Below are 17,163 nucleotides of genomic sequence, written 5' to 3'. Positions count from 1 at the left end.
AAGGTAGGGGAGCAAAGAAAAAAGCGCGGTGATTGCCGCGCTTTTTAATTAAGCTGCTTTGATAACTTTGTTTGGAACACTTGGCATAACCGCTGTCTTCTCAACCAGAGTCATTGCTGGCGCAACTTGTTTTGCCTTTGGCGCAGTAGTGAAACCACTGCGACGGCGCATTGCACTACGATTAGTATGTGCGAACCTGACTGTTGTTGGGCGCATTTAGATACCTAACTGCCAGGCATATCCATTGCCGATGTAATGGCCTGATTCATTATGAGTTGAGCTTCAACTGCTTGAAGGGTGGCTCTTCTGGCTCTCGCCAATCCAAATAATGCATCAGGAATAACGATATGCATGCATATCATGTATAGGTTAGCACTCCTGCTATAATTGGTCGATAGTTGAGCAGTTGAATTGTATGGATTTTATGGTTTTCTGTGCGAAATCGAGACGAAAATTTGTTTTGATCCCATGATCAGCAGTAGTAGTATGAGATCTCTACGAAGGAGGTGCATATGTCATTTTTGAAGAAGACACTTGCGAGTTTTGGGATCGGCAGTGCTAAGGTCGATTCGATCCTAAACCAAGATGTACTGTATCCCGGTCAGAGCGTTGATGTTTCTATCCACGTGTATGGCGGAGCGACTGAACAAGCAATCGACAACATCGATCTGAAGCTTTGTTGCCGTTATATTGCAGAAGCGCCTGATGATCGCGGAGCTCGCGAAGGACACAGCATGCGTCGGGTACCGCAAACGCATGTGCTTGCTAAGTGGAACCTCCCATACGCATTTACTATCCATCCCGGCGAAGACCGTACTTTTGAGGTTAAACTTGATGTGCCTTGGAATACGCCTGTGACCATTGGTGATGCCAAAGTTTGGCTAGAGACTGGCCTAGACGTTGCGATGGCGCTCGACCCTACCGACAAAGACATTCTTACCGTTAGACCTGACCCACTTATGGATGCCATTTTGTCTGCTTTTGAATCGCAAGGTTTGCGTATCCGCCAAGTCGAGTGTGAAGAAGTGAAAGGCTTTGATTTGCCATTCGTGCAAGAGTTTGAAATGGTGCCAACCGATGGACCATATCATGGCGTATGGCGTGAATTAGAGTTTGTTGCTCATCGCGACGAGCAGGCTCTTAAACTTTGGTTTGAAGTTGACCGTACACGAAGTGGGGCGAGTGGCATGTTGGCGAGCCTACTAGGCAGCGGCAAACTTAAACGAGAACTGAGCATTCCAGTTAGCACCCAATTAGAAGATGTAGGTCCGCTGGTACTGAATTACCTTGAGCAAACCACTGCTGCCCACTAGTCATAATTTAAGCTTACACGTGTAAGCTTAATGTGCCATACTAGAGTGAATATTCGAAACTCTAGTATAGGCGCGTTCATGTCCTCACCACAGAAAGCACAATACAGTCAGGGCGAAGAGCTAGCCAACTCGATCACTCATGGTATTGGGATGATTTTTGGCATCGTTGGTTTGGTGTTGCTTTTAATCAAGGCGATCGACCACCAAGCGGATACGTTGACCATTACCAGCATGGCAATATACGGCTCTAGTATGATTGTCCTGTTTCTGGCATCCACGCTCTACCACGCCATTCCGTACCCCAAAGCTAAACGTTGGCTGAAAACGTTCGATCACTGCGCCATCTATCTTTTGATTGCAGGCAGCTACACGCCGTTTTTATTGGTGAGTCTGCGTACTCCATTAGCGATTGGGCTGATGATTGTGATTTGGACCATTGCGCTGATTGGTATCATCATGAAGGTTGCATTTGTATATCGATTCAAGAAGCTGTCTTTGATGACGTATCTGGTGATGGGGTGGTTGTCGCTGATTGTGATTTATCAGTTGGCGATTAATTTAGATATTGGTGGCTTGACACTATTAGCGGCGGGTGGATTGGTGTATTCAATTGGGGTGATTTTCTACGTAGCGAAACGAATCCCATTTAATCATGCAATTTGGCACGGCTTTGTTTTGGCGGGGTGTGTATGCCATTTCTTCGCTATTTACTACTTTGTCGAGCCTATTTAGTTGATAGAAATAGACTCGACTAAGCATATTTTATTGTATTAGCGGGTCTTCACTTCTAATACTTCTGCCGAGAACTGGTATTGCTGCGACTGTGGTACTGCCAGCTTGATTGCTTTACCTTGCTCAGCTTGTTGCGGACGTAGGTAAGTGTCTGCCATACGTTTGATGGATTGCCAAACTGTGACGCTTTCTTTCGCCAACGGTTTGCCAGACATATCGAATACCTGTACTTCCACTTCAACCTGAATCACCGATTGTGAGCTTTGATTGGTTACTGAGGTCGGTAGGATCAGTTCACCGTCTTCATAACGCGCTGAACCAATTAACACATCCACACCAGAGTCGGACAGCTGCATTGTCGGCTTCTTCGCATTCACGACTATGGTTGTGCCCACTTTTTTGTTTACGACTGGAATTGTTGCAATCTCAGGTGCTTTAGTGGTTTGCGTGGTGACTGCTTCTACGGCTGTTGTTGATGCAACAACAGCAGCCGCCTCTACCGCCTCAACTTTTTCTAATGTGTTTTCAGACGCTGCTTTCTTCACGACGTACTCCCATGTGAAGTCGTCATTCAATTTTACTTCGCGCCCATCTGCTAGCTTCACGACTTCAGCTGCGTAAACGGATGAAGAGGCGAGTAGGGTCGCCAGAGTGATCCATGTTTTCATTGTTATACCTTTTATTTGAGTCTGTTTAACGGCGCCAAAACGCAGGGAAGAACAGTACAAGAATAGTCAGAATTTCCAAACGCCCCATTAACATACCAAAGCTTAATAACCATTTTGCAGTGTCAGGCAGTGGGGCAAAGTTACCCGTTGGTCCAATGATGTCACCCATCCCCGGTCCCACGTTTGCAACTGCGGTAATCGACCCCGAAATACTGGTGACTGGATCAAGGCCGAGAGCACTTAAACAACCAGCAATGAAGATGATGGTGATGAAAAACATCAAACCAAACGCCACCACAGAGCGAACAATATCATCGTTTACAGGGCGTTGATTGTAGCGCTGAACAAAAACACCTGAAGGGTGAATAAGCTTCATGATTTGCTTGTTGAGTAGTGTCATCGCGATCTGAAAACGGAAGATTTTAATCCCGCCAGAGGTGGAGCCTGAACATGCGCCTGCCATCATCAAGAAAGCAAACAATGTCGATGGCAATGCGCCCCAAGCTGTGAAATCTTCCAGGCCAAAACCCGTCGTGGTGACCACTGAAACAATATTGAACATTGAAACTCGCAGTGCATCCAAAATGGTGTAGCCATCACGAAGTACCAACCAAGCGGCGACCACTAAGCTTGAAAACAAAAATAGGTAAGCAAAGCCGCGAACTTGGGCGTCTTTCATCAAGACATCGATACTGCGCTTACGTAATGCCGCTACGAACAGTAGGAATGGCAAACCACCGAGGAACATAAAGGTGGTCGCAACCCAATGAGCACCGTTGGAGAAATGGTTCATCGAACCATCTGATGTCGAGTAACCGCCGGTGGATAGAGTCGTGAATGCGTGGTTGATTGCTTCAAACAGGTTCATGCCAGTTAACAAGTATCCCACGATACACAAGCCTGTCAGCATCAAATACACCAATACGATGTTCTTCGCGACAGTCTTAGCTCTTGGGCTGCTTTTGTCTGACCAATCGGAGGATTCGGTTTGGAATAGCTTCATACCACCAACGTTAAGCATCGGTAGGATAGCTACTGCCATCACGATAAAGCCAATACCACCCAGCCATTGCAAGATAGAACGCCACAGTAAGATGCTTGGCGCCATGTTGTCTAAACCACTAAGTACGGTCGAACCAGTAGTCGTGATACCTGACATGGTTTCGAAGTAGGCGTCGGTAAAGCTGATATGGTTGATAAAGACAAATGGCAGGGCGGCAAACGCACTGGCGATAGTCCATACCAAACTGGTGATGAGAAACATATCACGCACGCTGAGTTTGAATTTGGCGGTTCGACCAATCGTTAAACAGATAAAAGCGGCGAGATGAGTGATCACTACGGCTTGGGCGAAGTCGAGGAACCCGCCCGTACCAGTGAAAAACGCGACCAAAGTCGGCACGTACATAAAAAGGGCTAGTTTGGATAAAACCAGCCCGATAACAAACAGTACGGGACGTAAGTTGACCATAGGAAAATCCTAGAGGAAGAATGGACTCGGCTGGAACAGCGCTTCGACGTCTGGTACGTACTTTTTGTCGACCAGGAACATCACGACGTGGTCATCTTGTTCGATGACAGTACGATCGTGTGCGATAAGAACTTCTTCGCCACGAACGATAGCACCAATAGTGGTTCCTGGTGGGAGTTTGATATCGCCAATCGCGCGACCCACCACTTTGGATGTGGTTTCGTCACCGTGCGCAACGGCTTCGATTGCTTCGGCTGCGCCACGACGCAGTGAAGAAACGTTCACGATGTCAGCACGGCGAACGTGCGTTAGTAGAGCAGAAATCGTCGCTTGCTGTGGTGAGATTGCCACATCAATCACGCCGCCTTGTACAAGGTCGACATAAGCGCCGCGTTGGATTAGCACCATCACTTTCTTTGCGCCCATGCGTTTTGCCAACATCGCTGACATGATGTTGGTCTCATCTTCGTTAGTCAGCGCGATGAACACGTCTACTTGGTCAATGTTTTCTTCAGTCAGCAGTTCTTGATCTGCCGCATCACCACAGAAGACGATGGTATTTTCTAGTTGCTCGGACAGCTTTTCTGCACGCTGATAGTTACGTTCGATCAGCTTCACGCTGTAAGTTTGCTCAAGGCGTTTGGCTAAACTCGCACCGATGTTACCACCGCCAACAATCATGATGCGGCGGTAAGGTTTCTCAAGTCGCTGAAGCTCACTCATTACCGAGCGAATGTGGTTACTTGCTGCAACGAAGAACACCTCATCGTCAGCTTCAATGATGGTAGTGCCTTGTGGACGAATAGGACGACCCTGACGGAAAATCGCAGCAACACGAGTATCGATGTGTGGCATGTGCTCACGCAGGGCAGACAGAGCGTTGCCCACAAGCGGACCACCGTAATAGGCTTTAACGGCTACTAGGCTGACTTTCTGCTCGGCAAAGCTTACCACTTGCAGTGCGCCTGGGTATTGGATGAGGCGCTCGATGTAGCTCGTTACCAGCTCTTCTGGTGCGATAAGGTGATCGACAGGAATGGCACCAGACTTAAATAGGGCTTCTTTTTCTGCCAGATACTCTGGAGAACGAATACGTGCAACACGGTTTGGGGTATTGAACAGAGTGAACGCAACTTGACAGGCTGCCATGTTGGTCTCATCGGTGTTGGTTACTGCGACAAGCATATCGGCGTCTTGCGCACCGGCTTCGTGCAGAACATCTGGGTGGCTTGCGTGACCGTTGACCACTCGTAGGTCGTATTTGTCTTGTAACTCACGCAGTCGGTCGCCATTTTTGTCGACGATGGTGATGTCGTTGTTCTCACCAACTAGGTTTTCCGCCAGTGTGCCGCCAACCTGACCAGCACCAAGAATAATGATCTTCATACTCTTTACTCGTTATCTGAAAAAGGCGATTGAATTCACTTCAATCGCCCTATTTAGCATGCTGTTACGCGTGTTTTTTTGTTAGCACTGCGTAGTAGAAACCATCCATATCTTCTTCGCCTGGTAGAATCTGACGACCAGGTTGCTTTGGATCGGAGTCCACTAATTGCGCGTCTGCAGTACGTGCTAAGAACGCTTTTACTTGTTCCACGTTTTCTTGTGGTGTGATTGAACAAGTCGCGTAAACCATGGTGCCGCCAGGTTTTAGTTGCGTCCACATTGCATCAAAAATTTCGCTCTGTAGATCCGCAAGTGCGGCAATATCATCAGCACGACGTAGCCATTTGATGTCTGGGTGACGACGAATCACGCCAGTTGCAGAACACGGAGCATCCAGCAAAATGCGATCAAATTGTTCGCCTTGCCACCATTCTTGAGGATTACGCGCATCGCCGCAAACCACTTTTGCTTGAAGGTTGAGGCGCTTCAGGTTTTCGTGCACACGTTTAAGGCGCGTGTCATCGCAATCAATGGCAACCACTTCACTACCAGATGTACGCTCAAGAATGTGCGCTGTCTTACCGCCTGGTGCTGCGCAGCAGTCTAGGATCAGCTCGCCATCTTTTGGTTCAAGATAGTTAATCGACAGCTGCGCTGCCGCATCTTGCACCGATACCCAACCTTTTTCAAAGCCCGGCAGTTTCATCACATCGCATGGTGCCGCCAATTTTAGGGCGTCCATTGCTTGTGTGTGTGGCGTGCTATCAATGTTTTCATTTTTGAGTAGCGCAAGGTATTCATCACGAGTGTGGTGCTGGTGGTTTACACGCAACCACATTGGCGCTTTCTGGTTGTTGGCTTCAACAATGCTTTCCCATTGTTGTGGGTAAGCTTCTTGCAGCAGTTTAAGTAACCAGCTCGGGTGACCGTACTTGCCCGCATTGTTGCTGACAGCCATTTGATCCAGTTCTTCTTGGTTGCGCTGGTAGTTACGTAATACTGCGTTGATAAGACCGCGCAAGCGGGGGCCTTTCAGCTCTTTAGTACCTTCAACCGTTTCACCCACTGCAGCGTGTGCAGGAATACGCATGAAGCTCAATTGGTAAATGCCAACCAAAATCAGGTGATGGAAAACGCGTTGTTTGCCCTTTAACGGCTTGTCCATCAACTGGTTTGCAATCATTTCTAGGCGAGGGAGGTAACGTAGAGCACCATAGCAAATTTCTTGCAAAAGAGCGTGATCACGTGGTCGTACGTTTTGTTGAGCCGCTGGAAGAGCGCTTGAAAGTGAGTGGCCCTTGTCGACGACAAGATACAAGACGTTGGCAGCCGCAGCGCGAACATTCATGATAAGTACCTTAAAGTAAAGGAGGGCATCTCTGCCCTCTAAAAGTTCGTATTATTGGTCTTTGACACGGTTATCTGGTTTTTAAACCAGTTGAGTGCCAACTTCAAACCAAGATGCACGTGAGTTCAGAATATCTTGAACTGACATGGCTTTTTTGCCCGGAACTTGCAGTTGTTCCAGAACCAATACACCGTTGCCTGTCGCAACATAAATACCGGTTTTGTCCGCTTGCAAAATGGTGCCTGCTGGCTTGTCGCTGGTTTGATCCGTGACACGACTTTCCCATACTTTGATGCTGTTTTCAGCCGCTTCAAAGTGGCTCATTGGCCATGGGTTGAATGCGCGAACACAACGTTCAATGTGCGCAGCATCATCGTTCCAATCAATGCGCGCTTCTTCTTTGCTCAGCTTCTTCGCGTAGTTTGCTAACTCGTCGTCTTGTTTCACGGGCTCTGCTTTGCCGGCTGCGATGTCTGCTAAACAATCAATCAGCGCATCAGGACCTAAACCTGCGAGTTTTTCGTACATTGATGCACTAGTGTCGCTTGCTTCAATCGGTAACGTTGCGATTTTAAGCATGTCACCCGTATCCAAACCAATGTCCATCTGCATAATGGTAACACCAGTTTCAGCATCACCTGCCCAAATTGAACGTTGGATAGGAGCAGCGCCACGCCAACGAGGAAGAATCGAACCGTGAACATTGATACAGCCTAGTTTAGGCGTGTCTAACACAACTTGCGGAAGTAATAGACCATAAGCGACAACAACCATGATGTCGGCATTCAGATCCGCTAGTTCTTGCTTAGCCTCATCTGACTTGAAGTTTTCTGGTTGATAAACCGGAATGTCATGCTCAAGCGCGATGGTTTTTACTGGGCTTGCAGTAAGCTTCTTACCACGGCCTGCTGGGCGATCTGGTTGAGTATAAACCGCAATTACTTCGTGCTCCGAAGACAACAACGCCGCCAAGTGACGGGCGGCGAAATCCGGAGTACCTGCAAAGACAATACGTAAAGACTGACTCAAGGTAGGCTTCCTTCTAATTAAATTGTATCGAGATTAAGCGTTTTGCTGTTTCTCGTTAAAGCGTTTGATTTTTGCTAGCTTGTCCTGAATACGCTTACGCTTCAGTGGCGATAGGTAATCAACGAACAACTTACCCATCAAATGGTCTAGTTCGTGTTGAACACAGATGGCTAGCAGATCGTCGGCTTCAAAAGTGTACTCTTTGCCATCACGATCTAGTGCTTTAACAGTAACTTCAGCAGCACGCGGCACAAGTGCACGAGCACCTGGTACCGATAGACAGCCTTCTTCGATGCCATCTTCGCCACGCTTTTCCAGAATCTCAGGGTTGATAAGCACCATTGGCTCATCACGAGTTTCTGAAATATCAATTACTACGATACGTTTGTGGATATCAACCTGCGTTGCAGCCAGACCAATACCCTCTTCGTCGTACATGGTTTCAATCATGTCATCGACGATTTTTTGAATCTCAGGTGTCACCTCTTCTACAGGTTTTGCAACGGTACGCAGGCGATCATCTGGGAATGTTAATACTTGTAATACAGACATATTCACTCGAAATATTGAACTGTGCCGTAACAGCACAAACCTTGTTGGCTCAATTCTAGACATTTTATGACCTAAATGACAGCATCCTTATACCAATTTCCATTCTGGTAGTTGCCTAACAGACCAAGGACGAGGGTCATGAATCGAATTTTCCGCAACGTTTCTCGCATTACGTTGCCGTTACTTTTCTCTTTCAATGCCGTAGCAAACACGGACTCCCAACCGCTTACCGTCAAAGATGACGCACCTAAAACTTATGTTGTGGTCAAAGGTGACACGCTTTGGGATATTTCAGCAATGTATCTGGATAGCCCATGGTTGTGGCCTCGTTTGTGGCAGGTCAATCCAGAGATCGATAATCCGCACCTTATTTATCCCGGAGACAAGTTGTCGCTAGTATGGATTAATGGTCAACCAGTATTGAGCTTAAAAGCGGTGAAAAAGCTCAGCCCTAAAGCTCGTATCACGGAAAAGAAAGCGGTGCCAACCGTTGCTGAAGGTTTGGTTATGCCTTACCTCAAGTCGGACCGTTTGGTGGACGATGAAACGCTAGAAAGCGCGGCTAAAGTGATGGGTAGTAGCAAAGGCAGTAAATATCTGACTGCTGAGGACACCCTGTATATTAGTGGTGAACAAACGGCGACAGGTTGGGCTATCTATCGTCCAGTCGAAACATTTTCCCGTGAAGACGTATCTAAGCAAATTACCGCTTTACGTTTGATTGCAAAAGGGGAACTTATCGAGGCATCAAGTGAGTACTCAGGATTAAAGATCACCACTCAACTGCAAGAGATTATTCGTAACGATATCGCTTTGCCGGTCCAAACATTAGAAAATGGTGATTTCACGACGACCTTTTACCCACAGCCATCACCAAAAGGCAGTTCTGCAGTATTGCTGGGTAATATTGAGGGCATTCGATTTAGCTCAACCAATCAAGTGGTTGTGATTGATAAAGGAACATCCGATCAACTTCGCCAAGGCAGTGTGTTTGATCTTAAAGAAGATGCGCACCCGGTTTTCAAAGGTGGCGATGGTTTTGTGAAAGACAGTGGCTTACTCGACTCTAAGATCACCTTGCCGCAAAGTAAGGTTGGTGAACTGCTGGTCATTCGTCCTTATGAATATTTCAGTCTTGCACTGATTACCAATAGCACTAAGCCAATCAATAAAGAGGTATCAGTGGTTTCTCCTCTGGCTGAGGAATCGACCACGAATGAAACTACGCAATGATACTGACCTCGCCGCCTGGTTAAAGCTGAGCTGCTTGCCAGGCATTGGCGGGGTGAAGATGAATAAGCTGCTGAGTAAAGATACGCCAAGCAATATTGTCGGATACTCAACTGAGCAGCTTCAGCTTTTGGGTTTTACCACGAAGCAACTGCAAGCATGGTCTGAGGTCGATAAAGAAGTCGACGCTTGTCTTACTTGGGCTAGCGCCTCATCTCATCATCATATTGTTACTTTGGCGGATACTCTGTATCCCCCACTTCTCAAACAAACGGTCGCTCCACCTCCTTTACTATTTATAAAGGGAGAAGCGAGTTGTTTGTCTCAACCTCAAATTGCCATGGTCGGCAGCCGTAATGCTAGTGTTGATGGGCTTCAACACGCACGTCAGTTCGCTGCAGATTTGGTGAAACATGATCTGATTGTTACCAGTGGTTTGGCTTTGGGTATCGATGGACACGCTCATGATGGTGCTTTGCAAGCGGACGGTAAAACCATTGCGGTATTGGGTTCAGGGTTAGAGCAAGTTTATCCAGCCCGTCACCGAGGTTTAGCGCGGCGAGTGATGGAAAACGGTGCGTTAGTCTCTGAGTTTCGCCCAGATGCAAAACCTCGAGCAGAAAACTTCCCACGACGTAATCGAATCATTAGTGGTTTGTCGCTTGGCGTGTTGGTTGTCGAAGCAGCAGAAAAGAGTGGCTCATTAATCACCGCTCGCTACGCTCTTGAGCAAGACCGTGAAGTTTTCGCTATACCAGCTTCGATTAATGCTCCCAATGCCAGCGGTGGTAATCAGTTGATTCGTAATGGGGCTTGTCTCGTACAAAACACTCAAGAGGTGTTGAATGAAATACAGTCTTTGCTCGACTGGTCTATTAATCAGAGCTTGGATTTATTTTCTACGCCAATTGATGAAGAAGAATTGCCATTTCCTCAGCTGTTAGCTAACGTAGGAAATGAGGCTACACCAGTTGATATTCTTGCAAGCAGGACCAATATACCTGTCCAAGAAGTCATGATGCAGCTCTTAGAGCTTGAGCTTTCAGGGCATGTTGTTGCAGTATCCGGTGGCTATATTCGAAAGGGGAGGGGCTAGCTATGATGATGGATATACTTATGTATCTATTCGAAACCTACATCCATAGCGATGCAGAGTTACAGGTCGAACAAGACGAGTTGGAAGATGAATTGCTTCGTGCAGGCTTCCAGCAAAAAGACATCTACAAAGCCCTTGTCTGGTTAGAAGAGCTGGCAGCATTGCAACAAAGTGATGAGCATTCAGCGATTTCAACTTGCATAGCATCGGCATCGACACGTATCTATACGGCATCAGAGATGCAGCGCTTAGATCTTGAATGTCGTGGTTTTCTGCTGTTCTTAGAGCAAATTAATGTTCTAACCACAGAAACACGTGAGATGGTTATCGATCGTGTAATGGGGCTAGAAACCAATGAATTTGAGCTTGAAGACCTTAAGTGGATCATTCTTATGGTTCTGTTTAATGTCCCTGGCAACGAAAATGCCTACACGCTGATGGAAGAGCTGCTGTACACCAAGGAACAGGGTATTCTTCACTAATATCTTCTGCTTTAACGGTGAGTATGAGTAGTAAAATCGATCACAACCTTTTCTCGGCACACGAGCATGCGCTTGAGAGAGAGCCGTGCCCTAAATGTGGTGGGGAAGTCAGGCTGAAACATGGCAAACATGGTCCTTTTCTTGGTTGTAGCCAATACCCAAGCTGCGACTATATCAAGCCGTTGCACAGTAATGATGGCCACATCGTAAAAGAGTTAGGTGTGCCTTGCCCTGACTGTGGCAATGAGTTGGTGCTCCGACAAGGGCGATACGGCATGTTCGTTGGCTGTAGTCATTACCCAACTTGTCATCATATCGAATCAATCAATCAGCCCGAACCCGAGCAAGAATCGAAAGAGCTATACGCTTGCCCTGAGTGTGGTAAAGGGCATTTAGTTGAACGTAAGACCCGGTTTGGTAAGACATTCTACGCGTGTGATAACTATCCGAAGTGCAAGTTTGCGGTAAACTTACCACCTGTAAGAGGTCGCTGTGAGGAATGCGGGTTTACCTTGTTGGTAGAAAAGAAACTCGCCAGCGGGGTTAAGTTGCAATGTGCAAGTCGCAAGTGCCAGCATACACAATCACAATAAATCTCAGGCAAAATTAAAAAGGGTCGCATCATGCGACCCTTTGTTGTCTATTTATCAACTTTTCTATGCTTGCCACTGTTTGGCAAATTCATGAACTGCTGGGAAGGTTTCTTCATCAAGCACGTTTGTTAATGCACACAACCTACGATTCAACTCACCAGTGTAATCACCGCATACGTTGATGTGACCCATCTTACGACCTTCTCGTTTCTCTTTGCCATACCAATGAATATGGCAACCATTCATCGCGAGTAGCGCATCTGGCAAGGTATCTTCACCGAGAATATTGATCATCGAGGTCTCGCGAACGAGCTTAGTACTACCTAAAGGCATACCACACACAGCGCGTAGGTGGTTCTCAAACTGACAAGTTTCTGCACCCTGCTGAGTCCAGTGACCTGAGTTGTGTACGCGTGGTGCGATTTCGTTAACCAGCAACTTGCCGTCAACGTCGAAGAACTCCAGGGCTAGCACGCCAACGTAATTCAAACTATTGGCGACGGCCGTGAACATCTCTTTTGCTTGTTCTTGCAACTCTGGAGCATCAATTGCTGTTGAGAGGCTTAATACACCATTTGTGTGGATGTTTTCTGCGAGAGGGTAAACTTCAATACTGCCATCGTTACTGCGAGCACCAATCAGTGAAACTTCACGGTTAAAAGGAACAAACTCCTCAGCAACAATGGCTTGAGTTGGTGTTGAAGCAATGCATTCCACCATTTCTGTCCAAATTATGTCGATCTGAGAAGGTTCTTTTAAACGCCACTGACCTTTTCCATCGTAACCGCCCAATGCACTTTTCAGAACCATTGGCATGCCGACGTGTTCAATTGCGCGGTCAAAATCTTCACGAGTTTTGATCACATAGTATTTCGCATTACGTACGCCAGCATCATCAAGTAATGCCTTTTCAATGCGGCGATCACCGCCTGCTTTGATAGCTTGTGTACTTGGTAAGAACTTACCGCTCGCTTCGCAAATATCAAGCACGTCATGCGGGATATGCTCGAACTCAGCAGTGATTACATCAACTTGTTCGATCGCATTTTCTAAGCCGTTGCCTAGTACATGTTGAGTCAGTGGATGAACGATATTACCACTGCCCACATCGTAAGCTGAAATTTGAATATTCAGTGGCGCACCAGCCAGAGACATCATACGAGCTAACTGACCCGCACCAAGAACCAGTACATGCATCTGATTAATCCTCAGCAGGGTTTGGGTTCGCCAATACGGTTTCCGTTTGTTCGTTACGGAACGCTTCGACTTTTGCCATGATCGCTTCATCATGTGTACCAAGGATTTGAGCGGCTAGGATACCAGCGTTTGCTGCGCCTGCTTCGCCAATAGCTAATGTACCAACCGCAATACCTTTTGGCATCTGTACGATAGAAAGTAGTGAGTCCATGCCTTTCAGTGCGCGAGACTGAACGGGAACACCAAGTACAGGTACGCTGGTAAACGCCGCCGCCATGCCTGGTAGGTGGGCAGCACCGCCCGCACCTGCGATGATGACTTTAATGCCACGTTCTTTAGCACTGCTTGCGTAATCAGCCAACAATTGAGGAGTACGGTGAGCTGACACCACCTTTGTTTCGTAAGACACGCCAAATTGATCCAGCATGTCCGCTGCTAGTTTCATGGTTGGCCAATCTGATTTAGAACCCATGATGATACCGACTTTCATCTCAAACTCCTTCAAGCTGCAAAATTAGGTGAGCTGATAAATTTGTGCGCATTATACGGGGATTTTCACCTCAAGCAAACGTTTGCGTGCGTTTGTGAATACGATTGATACATTTTATAAACAAATTGCTTTAGTCTCTGAGAATGAATATTTGTACACTTAGTACAAACACAACAGACAAGATTATCAGGAAGTATCGGTGGAGAACTTTGAACAGGTGCTAGAAGCACTACAAAAAGGCGAAGTGATTGCCTACCCAACAGAGGGGGTGTTTGGTGTTGGCTGTGACCCAGATAACCCAGAAGCGATTCAAAAATTGCTAGAGCTAAAACAACGCCCTGTTGAGAAAGGATTAATCTTAATTGCGGCAAACTATGAACAGCTTTTGCCTTATGTTGATGAATCTCAGTTGACTCAAGAGCAGTTAGATAAAGTACACGCAACGTGGCCTGGTCCATACACTTGGATTATGCCTGCGAGTGACAAAGTTTCTCATTGGGTATCGGGGCAATTTGATTCGATTGCAGTGCGTGTGACGGATCATCCTTTGGTACAAAAGATGTGTAATGCTTTCGGAAAGCCGCTAACCTCTACCAGCGCGAACCTCACTGGTCAGCCTCCTTGTATGACGACTGAAGAAGTAGAGCAACAATTGGGTGACCGGCTTGTGGCGATCTTATGTGGTGAAACCAGCGGTCGTGACAAGCCTAGTGAAATTCGTGATGCTAAAACCTCGCAAATATTAAGACAGGGCTAACCCTGCTAGTCAGCAATCAATAGGTACTACACGTATGTCAGCAATCGATAAGCACGCCGTAAAACAGTTCCTGATGTCACTTCAGGATTCCATTTGTCAGCAGTTAGAACAAGAAGATGGAAAGGCCGTCTTTGTTGAAGACGCATGGCAACGTGAAAAAGGGGAGCGCCTTGGTGGTGGTGGTCGTACCCGTGTTTTGCGTGATGGTGACGTTTTTGAGCAAGGGGGAGTGAATTTCTCTCATGTCGAAGGTAATGAGATGCCAGCATCAGCCACGGCGCATCGTCCAGAGTTAGCTGGTCGCCGCTTTGAAGCGATGGGTGTTTCTTTGGTTATCCATCCTCACAACCCATATGTACCGACTTCTCACGCTAACGTACGCTTCTTTATCGCAGAGAAAGAGGGTGAAGAGCCTATCTGGTGGTTTGGTGGTGGTTTTGATCTAACACCTTTCTATCCATTCGAAGAAGATTGCCAATCATGGCATGAAACCGCAAAACAACTTTGTGCACCTTTCGGTGATGATGTCTATGCAGAGCATAAAGCTTGGTGTGATAAGTATTTCTTCCTACCGCATCGAAATGAAACTCGTGGTGTTGGTGGTTTGTTCTTTGATGACCTAAACCAGTGGGAATTCGACAAGTGTTTTGATTACATCAAGGCGGTTGGTGAAGGATACTGCCAAGCTTACCTACCGATTGTGTCTCGTCGTAAAGAAATTGAATTCAGTGAGCGTGAGCGTGAATTCCAACTTTACCGTCGTGGTCGCTACGTTGAATTCAACCTAGTGTATGATCGTGGAACTCTATTTGGTCTGCAAAGTGGCGGTCGTACAGAGTCAATTCTTATGTCGATGCCACCACTTGCGCGTTGGGAATACAGCTATGAGCCACAACCTGGTTCTCCAGAGGCTGAACTTTACGAGCGATACTTAACGCCACGAGAGTGGTGAGCGTTGAATCTCCTTTTCTATATAGATAGATAGTGATAGGGTCATCTGTAATCAGATGACCCTGTTTTTTCTCTATAGTAGGTAAGGAATAAAGGTAAGGAAATGACTCAGCAAATTGATCGCTATGCCGTGTTTGGTAATCCTATTGGACACAGCAAGTCGCCATTCATTCACACCTTGTTTGCTCGTCAAACCAATCAATCTTTGGTGTATACCGCAGAAAGTGCTCCTGTAGATGGTTTTATTGACGCAGCGAAGCTGTTCTTTGCTGAAGGAGGCAAGGGGTGCAACATCACCATGCCATTTAAAGAAGATGCTTATCAATTTGCTAGTAGACTGACCGAACGTGCTCAGCTAGCCGGGGCAGTCAATACGCTCAAGAAGTTAGATGATGGTGAGATCATTGGCGATAACACCGATGGAGCAGGTTTGGTTCAAGACCTACTTCAACATCAAGTTGTGTTAGAAGGTGCGCGGATCCTGATCATTGGCGCTGGCGGTGCCGCTCGTGGAGTGATCAAGCCGCTTCTTGATCAAAAGCCTAGTTCTTTAACCATTACTAATCGAACCTTCAGCAAAGCGCAGGAGCTTGCGGAGTTGTTTATTGCACATGGCTCTATCATTGCCAAAGAGATGGATGATATTAGTGATGAGTTCGACGTGATTATTAACTCCACGTCTGCTTCCCTAAGCGGTGAGCTGCCGGCTATCTCCTCTTCTATCTTTGCAGCTAACAGTACGAGCTACGACATGATTTACGGGCAAGGGACGACCAGTTTTAACTTATGGGCAAAAGAAAGTGGTGCCGCTCATGCTTATGATGGTCTTGGAATGCTAGTGGGACAAGCTGCGGAAAGCTTTATGCTGTGGCGTGGTTTACGCCCTGGCGCAAAACAAATCCTTAGAGAATTAAGAAAGAACCTTGAAGGTCAGTAAACGATGAATCAGTCCATCTTATTCCCAGATATGCAATCATGGGATAAAACATTACAAGCGGTAAACTTTACCGCGCAGCAATCAGGAGCTCTGATTGAATGCTATGTAACAAAGCAGAAGCTAGAAAAGCTTGGTGGCTCCCTGGTTGAAACTGAACAAGCGGCAATTAAAGTATTTATTGACTATCGATTCGACATAGAAGAAATCGCGGAAGAGCTAATTGAAGATGAAGCCTTCAATGAAGAAGGCAATATCATCATCGATTAGCTTATTGCTAACCAACTACATCATTCGTCGTTGACGTCTTCTACTTCGTTTATGTAGTCATTTTTATTCTGTACATAGTTATTGGCAGACTTTTGTAAGAAAGCTCGTTCATTCTCTGATAAGGGGCGAGCTTGTTTTACTGGACTACCAACATATAAATAGCCGCTTTCCAACCTTTTCCCCGGTGGGACTAAACTTCCAGCGCCTATCATTACGTCTGATTCGACAACAACGTTATCTAAAACGATCGCTCCCATACCAACCAATACACGATCGTGGATTTCGCAGCCGTGCAACATGACTTTATGACCAATAGTGACATCATTACCAATGATTAGCGGATAGCCGTTGGGATTCTCAGTATTTTTATGGGTTACATGCAGTACGCTACCATCTTGAATATTGGTTCGAGCACCAATGTGGATATGGTTCACATCACCACGAGCTGCAACTAATGGCCAAACACTCGAGTCGTCACCAATTTGGATATCACCGACAAGAACAGAAGTTGAGTCGACATATACGCGCTTGCCTAGTTGAGGTCGAATACCTTTATAACTTCTAATAGAACCCATCTTTACTCCTTATAAAGCGTTAATAATCGGGATATCTGGAGGGAAGAGTAGCAAAAACTCGCCTTTTAGAATAAAAAACACTCAAACAA

The 17,163-nt window shown here is 46.5% G+C and carries 20 protein-coding genes; 10 read left to right on the top strand and 10 right to left on the bottom strand.

The window, feature by feature from the left end; translation table 11 throughout:
• Positions 1–48 precede the first annotated feature (48 nt).
• Entirely contained in the window at positions 49–216 is a 168-nt protein-coding gene (locus VHA02S_RS26185; RefSeq protein ID WP_005450993.1) for a hypothetical protein, read from the bottom strand.
• 296 nt (positions 217–512) lie between these two features.
• Here VHA02S_RS26185 and VHA02S_RS14405 point away from each other — a divergent pair, with 296 nt between their 5' ends.
• Both VHA02S_RS14405 and trhA read left to right on the top strand, forming a co-directional pair.
• Entirely contained in the window at positions 513–1,313 is an 801-nt protein-coding gene (locus VHA02S_RS14405) for a sporulation protein (protein ID WP_038897976.1), read from the top strand.
• A gap of 78 nt (positions 1,314–1,391) precedes the next feature.
• Positions 1,392–2,045 carry a PAQR family membrane homeostasis protein TrhA gene (gene trhA / locus VHA02S_RS14400; RefSeq protein WP_005450987.1) on the top strand — a complete coding sequence of 218 codons (654 nt, stop codon included), beginning with the start codon at positions 1,392–1,394 and terminating at the stop codon, positions 2,043–2,045.
• Between the two features lie 38 nt (positions 2,046–2,083).
• Here the strand turns inward: trhA and VHA02S_RS14395 are convergent, their stop codons facing one another.
• The 6 genes from VHA02S_RS14395 to def all read right to left on the bottom strand — a co-directional run bounded on the left by VHA02S_RS14395 (position 2,084) and on the right by def (position 8,499).
• Entirely contained in the window at positions 2,084–2,713 is a 630-nt protein-coding gene (locus VHA02S_RS14395) for a DUF3157 family protein (RefSeq protein ID WP_005450985.1), read from the bottom strand.
• A gap of 25 nt (positions 2,714–2,738) precedes the next feature.
• On the bottom strand, positions 2,739–4,184 hold the full coding sequence (locus VHA02S_RS14390; protein ID WP_005450983.1) for a TrkH family potassium uptake protein: 1,446 nt from the start codon (positions 4,182–4,184) through the stop codon (positions 2,739–2,741).
• A gap of 9 nt (positions 4,185–4,193) precedes the next feature.
• Positions 4,194–5,570: a Trk system potassium transporter TrkA gene (gene trkA, locus VHA02S_RS14385; RefSeq protein ID WP_005429806.1), complete on the bottom strand. Its 1,377-nt coding sequence runs from the start codon at positions 5,568–5,570 to the stop codon at positions 4,194–4,196.
• 64 nt (positions 5,571–5,634) lie between these two features.
• Positions 5,635–6,918, bottom strand: a complete 1,284-nt coding sequence (rsmB, locus tag VHA02S_RS14380; protein WP_005450981.1) for a 16S rRNA (cytosine(967)-C(5))-methyltransferase RsmB — start codon at positions 6,916–6,918, stop codon at positions 5,635–5,637.
• A gap of 81 nt (positions 6,919–6,999) precedes the next feature.
• The gene (gene fmt, locus VHA02S_RS14375) at positions 7,000–7,947 is read right to left on the bottom strand and encodes a methionyl-tRNA formyltransferase (RefSeq protein ID WP_038897978.1); all 948 of its coding nucleotides are present in this window, start codon (positions 7,945–7,947) and stop codon (positions 7,000–7,002) included.
• 33 nt (positions 7,948–7,980) lie between these two features.
• On the bottom strand, positions 7,981–8,499 hold the full coding sequence (gene def, locus VHA02S_RS14370; RefSeq protein WP_005450979.1) for a peptide deformylase: 519 nt from the start codon (positions 8,497–8,499) through the stop codon (positions 7,981–7,983).
• A 138-nt stretch (positions 8,500–8,637) separates the two neighbouring features.
• Here def and VHA02S_RS14365 point away from each other — a divergent pair, with 138 nt between their 5' ends.
• From VHA02S_RS14365 to VHA02S_RS14350, 4 genes are read left to right on the top strand one after another with little or no spacing between them, the layout of a single operon-like run.
• Positions 8,638–9,732, top strand: coding sequence for a LysM peptidoglycan-binding domain-containing protein (locus VHA02S_RS14365; RefSeq protein WP_038897979.1), 1,095 nt, complete (start codon positions 8,638–8,640; stop codon positions 9,730–9,732).
• Positions 9,716–10,825: a DNA-processing protein DprA gene (dprA, locus tag VHA02S_RS14360; protein ID WP_038897980.1), complete on the top strand. Its 1,110-nt coding sequence runs from the start codon at positions 9,716–9,718 to the stop codon at positions 10,823–10,825. The genes VHA02S_RS14365 and dprA overlap by 17 nt, the downstream gene beginning before the upstream one ends.
• Before the next feature lie 2 nt (positions 10,826–10,827).
• On the top strand, positions 10,828–11,307 hold the full coding sequence (locus VHA02S_RS14355; RefSeq protein WP_005429833.1) for a DUF494 family protein: 480 nt from the start codon (positions 10,828–10,830) through the stop codon (positions 11,305–11,307).
• 23 nt (positions 11,308–11,330) lie between these two features.
• Complete coding sequence (locus VHA02S_RS14350) at positions 11,331–11,900, top strand: DNA topoisomerase family protein (RefSeq protein ID WP_005450974.1); 570 nt, start codon at positions 11,331–11,333, stop codon at positions 11,898–11,900.
• Positions 11,901–11,963: 63 nt separating this feature from the next.
• Here the strand turns inward: VHA02S_RS14350 and VHA02S_RS14345 are convergent, their stop codons facing one another.
• Complete coding sequence (locus VHA02S_RS14345; protein WP_005450972.1) at positions 11,964–13,097, bottom strand: 5-(carboxyamino)imidazole ribonucleotide synthase; 1,134 nt, start codon at positions 13,095–13,097, stop codon at positions 11,964–11,966.
• A 4-nt stretch (positions 13,098–13,101) separates the two neighbouring features.
• The gene (gene purE, locus VHA02S_RS14340; RefSeq protein WP_005440742.1) at positions 13,102–13,587 is read right to left on the bottom strand and encodes a 5-(carboxyamino)imidazole ribonucleotide mutase; all 486 of its coding nucleotides are present in this window, start codon (positions 13,585–13,587) and stop codon (positions 13,102–13,104) included.
• 199 nt (positions 13,588–13,786) lie between these two features.
• Between purE and tsaC the strand changes: the two genes are divergently transcribed.
• The 4 genes from tsaC to VHA02S_RS14320 all read left to right on the top strand — a co-directional run bounded on the left by tsaC (position 13,787) and on the right by VHA02S_RS14320 (position 16,499).
• Positions 13,787–14,344, top strand: coding sequence for an L-threonylcarbamoyladenylate synthase type 1 TsaC (tsaC, locus tag VHA02S_RS14335; RefSeq protein WP_005450969.1), 558 nt, complete (start codon positions 13,787–13,789; stop codon positions 14,342–14,344).
• Between the two features lie 34 nt (positions 14,345–14,378).
• A complete protein-coding gene (hemF, locus tag VHA02S_RS14330) occupies positions 14,379–15,296 on the top strand; it encodes an oxygen-dependent coproporphyrinogen oxidase (protein ID WP_017817571.1) in 918 nt (305 codons plus the stop codon).
• 102 nt (positions 15,297–15,398) lie between these two features.
• Entirely contained in the window at positions 15,399–16,232 is an 834-nt protein-coding gene (gene aroE, locus VHA02S_RS14325) for a shikimate dehydrogenase (protein ID WP_017190966.1), read from the top strand.
• A 3-nt stretch (positions 16,233–16,235) separates the two neighbouring features.
• On the top strand, positions 16,236–16,499 hold the full coding sequence (locus VHA02S_RS14320; RefSeq protein ID WP_038897981.1) for a DUF1488 family protein: 264 nt from the start codon (positions 16,236–16,238) through the stop codon (positions 16,497–16,499).
• A 20-nt stretch (positions 16,500–16,519) separates the two neighbouring features.
• Here the strand turns inward: VHA02S_RS14320 and VHA02S_RS14315 are convergent, their stop codons facing one another.
• The gene (locus VHA02S_RS14315) at positions 16,520–17,074 is read right to left on the bottom strand and encodes a gamma carbonic anhydrase family protein (protein WP_005450962.1); all 555 of its coding nucleotides are present in this window, start codon (positions 17,072–17,074) and stop codon (positions 16,520–16,522) included.
• Between the last annotated feature and the right edge of the window lie 89 nt (positions 17,075–17,163).

Source organism: Vibrio harveyi NBRC 15634 = ATCC 14126 = KCTC 12724, from assembly GCF_001591145.1.
Classification (GTDB): Bacteria; Pseudomonadota; Gammaproteobacteria; order Enterobacterales; family Vibrionaceae; genus Vibrio; species Vibrio harveyi.
Note: the sequence above shows the minus strand (reverse complement) of the source record. Positions and strands in the feature narration are given on the sequence as shown.